Source organism: Micromonospora sp. ALFpr18c (genome assembly GCF_008868155.1).
GTDB lineage: Bacteria > Actinomycetota > Actinomycetes > Mycobacteriales > Micromonosporaceae > Micromonospora.
Genome location: NZ_WBKR01000243.1, coordinates 1 through 8571, shown reverse-complemented (window position 1 = coordinate 8571; position 8571 = coordinate 1). Strand labels below are relative to the sequence as shown.

General features: G+C 72.3%; 10 protein-coding genes. 6 read left to right on the top strand and 4 right to left on the bottom strand.

Features of this window, described 5'->3' with window-relative positions; translation table 11 throughout:
- The first annotated feature begins 211 nt into the window (after positions 1 to 211).
- Positions 212 to 2470: an AAA family ATPase gene (locus tag F8271_RS28125; protein ID WP_225854824.1), complete on the top strand. Its 2259-nt coding sequence runs from the start codon at positions 212 to 214 to the stop codon at positions 2468 to 2470.
- A gap of 6 nt (positions 2471 to 2476) precedes the next feature.
- Here F8271_RS28125 and F8271_RS28120 read toward each other — a convergent pair whose 3' ends face one another.
- From F8271_RS28120 to F8271_RS28105, 4 genes are read right to left on the bottom strand one after another with little or no spacing between them, the layout of a single operon-like run.
- Positions 2477 to 3091, bottom strand: coding sequence for a hypothetical protein (locus F8271_RS28120; RefSeq protein WP_151492867.1), 615 nt, complete (start codon positions 3089 to 3091; stop codon positions 2477 to 2479).
- A gap of 4 nt (positions 3092 to 3095) precedes the next feature.
- Positions 3096 to 3434, bottom strand: coding sequence for a YbaB/EbfC family nucleoid-associated protein (locus tag F8271_RS28115; RefSeq protein WP_151492866.1), 339 nt, complete (start codon positions 3432 to 3434; stop codon positions 3096 to 3098).
- Positions 3435 to 3444: 10 nt separating this feature from the next.
- The gene (locus F8271_RS28110) at positions 3445 to 4371 is read right to left on the bottom strand and encodes a WXG100 family type VII secretion target (RefSeq protein WP_151492865.1); all 927 of its coding nucleotides are present in this window, start codon (positions 4369 to 4371) and stop codon (positions 3445 to 3447) included.
- Positions 4368 to 4763 (bottom strand): type VII secretion target, encoded by a 396-nt coding sequence (locus F8271_RS28105; protein ID WP_151492864.1) that lies wholly within the window; start codon positions 4761 to 4763, stop codon positions 4368 to 4370. Before F8271_RS28105 ends, F8271_RS28110 begins: the two co-directional genes overlap by 4 nt.
- A 134-nt stretch (positions 4764 to 4897) precedes the next feature.
- On the opposite strand from F8271_RS28105, the gene F8271_RS28100 reads away from it, so the two are divergent.
- From F8271_RS28100 to F8271_RS28080, 5 genes are all read left to right on the top strand, one after another.
- Positions 4898 to 5536: a transporter gene (locus tag F8271_RS28100; RefSeq protein WP_151492863.1), complete on the top strand. Its 639-nt coding sequence runs from the start codon at positions 4898 to 4900 to the stop codon at positions 5534 to 5536.
- Positions 5533 to 5844 (top strand): transcriptional regulator, encoded by a 312-nt coding sequence (locus tag F8271_RS28095; RefSeq protein WP_151492862.1) that lies wholly within the window; start codon positions 5533 to 5535, stop codon positions 5842 to 5844. The genes F8271_RS28100 and F8271_RS28095 overlap by 4 nt, the downstream gene beginning before the upstream one ends.
- Positions 5841 to 6767: an ABC transporter ATP-binding protein gene (locus tag F8271_RS28090; protein ID WP_151492861.1), complete on the top strand. Its 927-nt coding sequence runs from the start codon at positions 5841 to 5843 to the stop codon at positions 6765 to 6767. The genes F8271_RS28095 and F8271_RS28090 overlap by 4 nt, the downstream gene beginning before the upstream one ends.
- A 13-nt stretch (positions 6768 to 6780) precedes the next feature.
- Positions 6781 to 7518 (top strand): ABC transporter permease, encoded by a 738-nt coding sequence (locus tag F8271_RS28085; RefSeq protein WP_151492860.1) that lies wholly within the window; start codon positions 6781 to 6783, stop codon positions 7516 to 7518.
- 95 nt (positions 7519 to 7613) lie between these two features.
- Entirely contained in the window at positions 7614 to 8378 is a 765-nt protein-coding gene (locus tag F8271_RS28080) for a VOC family protein (RefSeq protein WP_151492859.1), read from the top strand.
- The last annotated feature ends 193 nt before the right edge of the window (positions 8379 to 8571 follow it).

The following is an 8571-nucleotide window of genomic DNA, read 5'->3' as shown; positions in this document are numbered from 1 at the left end:
AAGAGAACAGTGTTCCGGGTGCGCCACGCCCTCACGCGCGGGTGGTTGCGGTGATAACTCGGTGGAAGGGGTGGCGGGGAGGGCGTAGTGTTGCAGCCCGCTTGACGGCCGAGGTGAGCTGCACCGGAACGGACGTCCCCGCGCCGGGCGGCCGGCCAATCCGCCCCCGGACACGCGAGCGCGCAGCAGGTGTGAACGATGGGACGTCAGCATGCCCACACTTGACCTCGACACCCACCCAGACGACACCAAGCCCGACGGCACCACAGCCGACGGCACCCGCCTCGACGCGGATCTGACCGCCGAGCGCGCACACCTGGACACGTCGCGGGCGGCGCTGCGGCGGATGCGGGAACGGGCCGAAGCGCTCTTCTCGACCGGTGATCAGGTCGCCGGCGACGCGTACGCCGCGGAGACCCTCGGCCGCACGCTGGCCCGCCGGGTGGCCGAACTCGCCGATGACCCGACCACGCCCCTGTTCTTCGGCCGCCTCGACTTCGCCGGAACCCCGCACCCCGAGGAAGCAGCCCTCGCGGAGGCAGGCCGCACGAAAGCAGCCTCCGCGGAGGCAAGCCGCACGGAAGCAGCCGGCCGGGACGCGGCCAGCGCGACCACGACCCACGAAGCCACCAGCACCAGCACCAGCACCAGCACCAGCACCAGCACCAGCACCAGCGATCATGACGGGCACCGCTATCACGTGGGACGGCGGCACGTCACCGATGAGCATGGTGAGCCGTTGGTGCTGGACTGGCGGGCGCCGGTCTCCCGGTCGTTCTACCGGGCCAGTGCGCGGGATCCGCAGGGGGTGACGGTCCGGCGGCGGTTCGGGTTCAGCAACGGGGTGCTGACCAGCTTCGAGGATGAGCGGCTGGATCGTGGCGAGGAGTTGGGCACGACCAGCCGGATCCTCACCGCCGAGATCGAGCGGCCACGTGTCGGGCCGATGCGCGACATCGTCGCCACGATCCAGCCGGAGCAGGACGAGCTGGTCCGGGCAGACCTGGCCGACTCGATCTGCGTGCAGGGCGCCCCGGGCACCGGGAAGACGGCGGTCGGTCTGCACCGGGCCGCATACCTGCTCTACCTGCACCGCGAGCGGCTACGGCGGGCCGGCGTGCTGATCGTGGGGCCGAACCGAGCGTTCCTGTCGTACATCGCGGCGGTGCTGCCGGCCTTGGGCGAGGTCGAGGTCGAGCAGGCCACAGTGGAGGAGTTGATCTCCCGGGTGCCGGTCCGGGCGGTCGAGGCGCCGGCGGTGGCCGCCCTGAAGCACGACGCGCGGATGGCGCGCGTGCTGCACCGCGCGGTGCAGGCGCAGATCGGCACGCCGACCGAGTCGATCACGGTGTCCGACGGGTCGTTCCGGTGGCGGATCGGGTTGGAGCCGCTGCACCGGATCGTGGAGGAGACCCGACGGGAGGGACTGCCGTACGGCACCGGCCGGGAGCGGGTCCGGGCGCGCGTGGTGAGCCTGCTGCAACGGCAGGCCGAGGCGCGGCGTGCCGAGTCGCCGAGCGACGCCTGGCTGCGCCGGATGGGCCGGTGCCGACCGGTGGTCGAATTCCTGGACGCGGTCTGGCCGGCGCTCACCCCCGAAGGGCTGGTGTACGGCCTGCTGTCCGACCCGGCCCGTCTCGCCGCGGCGGCGGACGGCCTGCTCCGCGACACCGAGCAGGCGCTGCTGGTCTGGGCGAAACCGGCCCGCACCGCGAAGGCGACCCGTTGGACCGCCGCCGACGCCGTGCTGGTCGACGAGGCGGCCGGGCTGCTGGAACGGCCCTCCGGGTTCGGGCACGTGGTGGTGGACGAGGCGCAGGACCTCTCCCCGATGCAGTGCCGCGCCATCGGCCGGCGCAGCGAGCACGGTTCGGTCACCCTGCTCGGTGACCTGGCGCAGGGCACCGCGCCGTGGGCGGCGACGGACTGGCGGGAGTCCCTGGCCCACCTGGGCAAGCCGGACGCCGTGGTGGTCCCGTTGACGGTCGGCTTCCGGGTGCCCGCGGCGGTGGTCGCGTTCGCGAACCTGCTGCTGCCGGCGCTCGCTGTGGACGTACCCCCGGCCGAGTCGCTGCGCCGTGACGGTGGCCTGGACGTGCGTACGGTGACCGACCTGACCTCGGCGACGGTGGCCGAGGTGCACGCGGCGCTCGCGCACGACGGCTCGGTCGGTGTGATCGCCGCGGACGACGCGGTCGACGGGCTGCGCGCGGCACTGGCCGCCGCCGGTGTCGCAACCGCGACCGCCGACGACGTGACGGCCGCGGAGCGCGTCACCCTGGTGCCCGCGACGCTGGTCAAGGGCCTGGAGTACGACCACGTGGTGGTGGTCGAGCCGGCCGCGATCGTCGCGGCCGAACCGCGCGGGCTGCACCGGCTGTACGTGGTGCTCACCCGAGCCGTGTCGCGGCTGTCGGTGCTGCACAGCGAACCGCTGCCCCCGCCGCTCCTGGCCGAAGCCGCCGAGTGACGCGGCTCAGCGGCTGGTCAGGGCGGCGGCGATCTCGCGCAGCGGCTTGCCGGACTCGGCGATCGGCACAGTGAAGGCCAGCCACGACCCGTCGGTGAACTCGACCCGGAGCCGCTTCGGGTTGAGCCGGTGCCAGCCCACCCGGGCGTCGGCGACCGCCGTGCGGGGAGCCGACCAGACGATCCTCGTCTCGGCCGCTGCGCGCTCGTCGTCGGCCCAGCTCGACCAGAGCTTGACCGGCCCGGACGCGCAGACGAGGAACCGCTGGTCGGTGACGGCGAGGATGGTGTCCTCGATCGTGGTCGCAGGCGGCACCGGCCGGCGGGAGTGCTGCAGTGTGGACGCCGCCGAGCCGGGTGCGCCGCGACCGGCCACCCCGTAGGTGATGCGGTCGACGAGCCGGTCTCCCGCCGCGAAGGAGACCAGCGGCGAGATCAGGTTGAGCAGCACCCCGGCCACGACGCCGCCAGCGCCGGGTGCGTCCGGCCGCTGCGGGTCCGCTGGTTGGGGCGGGTCGGGCGGCAGGACGCCCTGGGCGATCCCCGTCTTCGCTACGGCGAGCACCTGCTCATCCGGCTCGACGAGGTGGGTGAGCCGTTCCGGGTAGCTGAGGTCCGCCATCGGCTCAGTACCGATCCTGGTGGGGCTGACTCGCGCCAGGCGCGTCGGCCATGACCTCGCCCACCAGTTCGCGTACGCGGGCGGCGGCCGCCTCCTGGGCGCGCTTGGCGGCGGAGGTGAACTCCTCGGCCAGCGTGTACGAGTCGAACCGCATGGCCCGGGCGTTGACGTCGGTCGAGACGATCGTGCCGTCCGCCGACGCGGTGACCCGGACCAGGCCGGAGTCGCTCACACCCTCGGCGCTGCTGTCCTCCAGCTCGGCCATCTTGCCGGCCAGCTCACGCTGCCAACCGTCCAGGTTGCGGGCCAGCGCCTCGATGCGGTCCAGACCGGGAAAGGTCATGTCGGTCCCCTCAGGTCAGGATTGAGTCGAAGACATTCTGCACGCCCTTGGTGTAGGGGCCCAGATCCTCGCGGTAGGTGCCGTCCACCAGATAGTTGCGGTCCTTGGTGCCGTCGGAGACGTCGTGCAGCCCCACCCCGGTGTCCAGGAGGGAACCTCCGAGGCCGGGGATGTTCACCGGGGACGCCTGGTTGATCAGGAACTTGCCCGGGAAGAGGGTCTTGAACTTCTCGATCTGGAAGGCCCTCGCCTCGGCGGTCCAGCCGGACTTGTTCCACGCCCGGTACGCCTTCTTCGCCTTGCGGATCTCCAGCACCGCCCGGCGGTACCTCATCAGCAACTCGGCGACCTTCTGCATCTTGGTGGCCAGCTTGGTCAGGATCTCCGCGAAGCGCGCCACGATCTTGACCATCCGGCCAACGGTGGTGGCAAGCTTGGCCAGCACCCGGACGACCGTCGCCGCGAGCGAGATGCCGGCGCTGAGCGCCGCCGCCACCGCCGCGATGATCACCTCGGTGAGGAACCAGAGCAGGAACTCGAGGATCAGCTCGACCAGCAGGTTGAACGCGTCGACGGCCGCGTTGGCCGCATCGACCAGCACCTCCTTGGTGCCATCCAATCCCTTGGCCAGTTCCTCGATGGCCTCCTCCACCGAGGCCATCGAGGCGTGGAAGCTCTCGGCGGCGTCGCCCGTCCAGTAGCCGCGCAGCCGGGCCCGGTCCTGGATCTGCTCGCCGGCGATCTCGCGGACCGCCGCGCCGGTGTCCAGGCAGAGTTGCGCCGCGCGCATCAGGTCATCCGGCTCGCCCGCGACCAGTTCAAGGAGCTGCTCGAAGGGCCAGAGCACCGCGTTGGACAGCGGCTTGAACGGATCGGGGGTGCCCGAGACGATCTGCTCGAAATAGGTCTTGTTGCGCTGCAACGCCTCGGTGCTCATGCCGGCACCGGCCCGGTCGTGCCAGCGGTGCCGGGCGACCAGGGGCCCGGCGCGATGACATCGGGGGCGGCCGGGCGGCCCGGTACGAACATGTCGGTGTTGGCCACGTCGGTGCCCGTGTACGCCCCGGCGGTGTCACGGAGCCCCTCGGCGATGTCCGCCATCACCTCGGCGCCGTCGGCCAGCCCCTGCAGGCACGCCTCGAACTGCTCGGCGTACGTCGCGGCGAGGCTGAAGGACGCGGGCATCACCCCGAAGGCGTGCCGGGGCACGTGACCGTCGCCGAACGAGCGGTGCAGCTCGCGAAAACGGGCCGCCCGGTCGGTGGACGCCGCGGCGAACGCCATCAGGGCCTCTGGCTGGACGTCCAGTTCTCTGTTCGGGCTCGACACGGACCCTCCCCTGTGTCCTGTGCGACGGGTCAGCCGCTACAGCCACCCACCATAGGCACTGCGTGCCGCCGTCGGTGACCCCCCTGCGGAACACGGGGCACACGACGTTGACTTTGTGTTTTAAAGTAGTTTGCATGAGCCCCGACGACGACCTGCCGCCGGCCGACGCCGCGGCCGCGCTCCGGTTGATCGAAGACCAGCGATCAGAGACGGTACGCCGGCTCGAGCCGGACTCCCGGGTGCTCTACTGGCCGTGGGGCGTCGCGTGGCTGATCGGCTTCGGGCTGTTCTTCCTGCGCTTCTCCCCCGACGGTCGGGTGCTCGTCCGGCTGCCCGACTGGCTGCCGCTGACCGTCCTCTTCGTCCTGCTGCTGTGCGCCGCGGCGATCCAGGCGGTGGCCGGCGCGCGGGCGTACGGCCAGGTGACCGGCGACTCGGCCCGGCGCGGGCGCTGGTACGGCTGCGCCTGGGCCCTGGGCTCGGTGAGCGTGTACGCGGGGCTCGGCCGGATCAGCGAGCACCTGCCCCACGACCAGGCGGCACTGCTCTGGTCGGCGACCGCCGTCGGGCTGACCGGCGCGCTGCACATGGCCGGCGGTGCGATCTGGCTGGACCGAGACCTCTTCCGGCTGGGCGTGTGGATCAGCGTGATCAACGTGGTCGGCACGTTCGCCGGGCCGGGCTGGCACTCGCTGGTGATCGCGGTGGCCGGCGGCGGCGGCATCCTCGTCGCCGGCACGCTCGCCCACCTGCGTCGACGGCGGGCCCGATGACCGACCTCGACCCGGTCATCCACGCCCAGGCCCGGCTGCGCGTCGTGGCCAACCTCTCCGCACTCGGCGACGGGGACCGGATCACCTTCCCCCGCCTACAGGAGCTGCTGGGGATGACCGCCGGCAACCTTTCCGTGCACCTGCGCAAGCTCGAGGACGCCGGGTACGTGGAGGTCAGCAAGACCCACCGTGGACGTACCCCGACCACGCTGATCCGGCTCAGCCGGCGGGGCCGGCTGGCGTTCGAGGAGTACACCGAAGCCATCCGCACTCTGCTCGACCCCACCCCGTCGAAGGAGCAGTCATGACCCTCGCCCGAGCCGACCAGGCCAGCCGCCGGTACGGCGACGTCCTCGCCCTGGACCGCGTCGACCTGGAAGTCCGGGCCGGTGAGCTGGTCGGCCTGCTCGGCCCGAACGGCGCCGGCAAGAGCACCCTGATGAACCTGCTGGTCGGGCTGCGCCGCCCCAGCTCAGGCCGGGTCGAGCTGTTCGGGGGCGACCCCCGGGACCCGGCGTCGCGGCGACAGATCGGCGTCACCCCGCAGGAGACCGGCCTGCCGGGCACGCTGCGCGTCGGCGAGGTCGTCGACTTCGTCTCCGCGCACTACCCCGACCCGGTGCCCCGGGGCGAACTCCTCGACCGTTTCGGCCTCGGCGACCTGGCCCGGCGGCAGACCGGTGGGCTCTCCGGTGGGCAGCGCCGCCGGCTGGCCGTGGCCCTGGCGTTCGTCGGCCGACCCCGGCTGGTGCTGCTCGACGAACCGACCACCGGCCTGGACGTGGCCGCCCGGCACACCCTGTGGGACGCGATCCGCGCGTTCCACGACGACGGCGGCACCGTCCTGCTCAGCAGCCACTACCTGGAGGAGGTGGAGGCGCTGGCCCACCGGGTGGTGGTGATCGGGCAGGGCCGGGTGCTCGCCGACGACACCGTCGACGCGGTACGCGGCATCGTCGGCGTACGCCGGGTGAGTCTCGTCGCGGACGAGCTGCCCGACCTGCCCGGCGTGGTCCGCACCGAGCGGATCGACGGTCGGCTGCACCTGCTCACCACCGACGCCGACGAGCTGGTCCGGGCGCTGGTCACCACCGGGACCACGTTCACCGACCTGGAGGTCCGCCCGACATCGCTGGAGGAGGCGTTCCTCGCGATCACCGGCGAGGGCCAGCCCGCCACCGACGGTCAACCCGCCACCGCCGCCGCCGGCGGCCGACCCACCACCGTCTGAGGAGGCGACCCCCGTGCAGCTCGCCCTGGTCCACGCCCGCTACCAGCTCCTGGAGATCATCCGGATCCCGGTGGCCGTGTTCGGCAGCGCCTTCTTCCCGGCCGCCGCCATGATCTTCTTTGTGGTGCCGTTCGCCGGTGAGGATCCGGTCGGCGCGACCTTCGCCACCGCGTCGATGGTCACCTTCTCGGTGATGAGCGCCAACATCTTCCAGTACGGCGTCGGCGTCGCCGAGGACCGCGACCAGCCGTGGAACCCGTACACCCGGACCCTGCCGGCCGGCCCGGCACCCCGCTTCGCGGGCCGGGTGCTGGCCGGACTGGCGCTGACGTACCTCTCGCTGATCCCGGTCGTGGTCATCGGCGCGACGCTCACCGCGGCCCGGATCACCCCGGCGGCATTCCTGCTGACCGCCGTCACGGTGGCCGTCATCTCGGTGCCGTTCACGCTGATGGGGCTCGCCATCGGCTACTCGCTGCCGAGCAAGGCCGCGATCGTCGTGGCGCAGGTCGTCTTCCTGCCGCTCGCGTTCGGCGGCGGGCTGCTCTCCGCACCCGGTGAGGCACCCGGGTTCATCGAGACGATCGCACCGTTCCTGCCCACCCGGGGCGCGGCCGAACTGATGTGGTCGGCGGTCGGCGACTACCGCGTCGAGCCGCTGGCCCTGATCATGCTCGGCGTCTGGGTGGTGCTGCTCGCGTCGCTCGCCGGCTGGGCGTACCGGCGGGACGAGGGTCGCCGGTTCAGCTGACGATTCGTCCGTTTCCGCCCCGTACGGACGCGGGACGGTGCCAGGATTCCGGGCAGGGGGGCCGCCGTGGCCGCCCGCCGAGAGGGGTCTTGACCGTGAGCACCGTCCCGCCGGGCACGCCCTGCTGGGCCGACCTGGCCACCCCGGACCTGACCGCCGCGCGGCGCTTCTACCCCGAACTGTTCGGCTGGACCGGCCGGGTGATGCCGGAACCCGAGGCGGGCGGCTACACGGTCTTCCAGCTCGACGGCAGGGCGGTCGCCGGGGCGGGACCACCGGCGATCCCGGACCAGGTGCCGATCTGGTCGACGTACATCGCCACCGACGACGCCGAACTGGTCGCCGGCCGGGTCGAACGGGCCGGCGGACAGGTGGTGGTGCCGCCGTTCGAGGTGTTCGACCGAGGCTGGATGGCGGTCTTCGCCGACCCCGCCGGCGCCACCTTCAGCGTCTGGCAGCCACTGACCATGGCCGGCGCCGAAGCGATCGGCGTACCGGGCGCGATGAGCTGGAACGAACTGGTCACCCCCGACCCCGAGGGTGCGAAGGTCTTCTACGAGCTGGTGTTCGGCTGGCAGCCGGACGACCAGTCGGTCGCCGGAACGACGTACACCGGGTGGCGGCTCGGGGCGCGGATCGTCGCCGGAATGATGCGTCCACTGGCCGAGGACTTCCCGGCCGACCTGCCGGCGTACTGGACGGTGTACTTCGCCGTGGCCGACGCGGACGCCGCCGCAGCCCGTGCCGCCGAACTGGGCGGCACGATCCTGGTCCCGCCCCGCGACATCCCGTCCGGCCGCTTCGCCGCCCTACGCGACCCCCAGGGCGCCCTCTTCTCGGTGATCGACCTAGGCCCCTAACCCCGCCCGACGACCCGCGCGCCCCTGCGCCCCTGCGCCCCTGCGCCCCTGCGCCAAGATCGCGCTCGATCCTTGATGGAGTGGCCTCCCCACGCCAGGACCCCACTGTTTCCACGATTGAGCGCGATCTTGCTGCGCCAGCCTCGGTGATCATGAGGTTGACCGGAGGATTCGCCCGATTGCCGCACGCTAA